This is a genomic window from Pseudomonas sp. DE0010, assembly GCF_007680745.1.
GTDB lineage: Bacteria > Pseudomonadota > Gammaproteobacteria > Pseudomonadales > Pseudomonadaceae > Aquipseudomonas > Aquipseudomonas parafulva_B.
The window spans coordinates 1-255 of sequence record NZ_VEJQ01000243.1 but is presented as its reverse complement, the minus strand read 5'-3'; the positions used below and the strand labels follow the sequence as shown (position 1 = coordinate 255).

1 protein-coding gene is annotated in these 255 nt (G+C 69.8%); it reads left to right on the top strand.

From position 1 onward, the window contains the following. Positions 1-255 (top strand): radical SAM protein (locus FS767_RS22395; RefSeq protein WP_144968271.1); only part of this gene is annotated, 255 nt, incomplete at both ends.

Here is a 255-nt window from a genome sequence, read left to right as displayed (position 1 = left end):
GTGCGGGTGGCCTTCAGCCTCACCACGCTGGACGACGAACTCAAGCGCATCCTCGAACCCCGCACCGCGGCGCCCCAGGCCCGACTGCGGGCCATGCGCACCCTGCACGAGCACGGCGTGCCGGTGAGCGCCCTGCTGGCACCGATGCTTCCCATGATCAACGACCATGAACTCGAAGCCCTGCTGGAGGCGGCCCGCGATCACGGCGCCCGCTCGGCCGGCTATACGCTGTTGCGACTGCCGCTGGAGATCGTC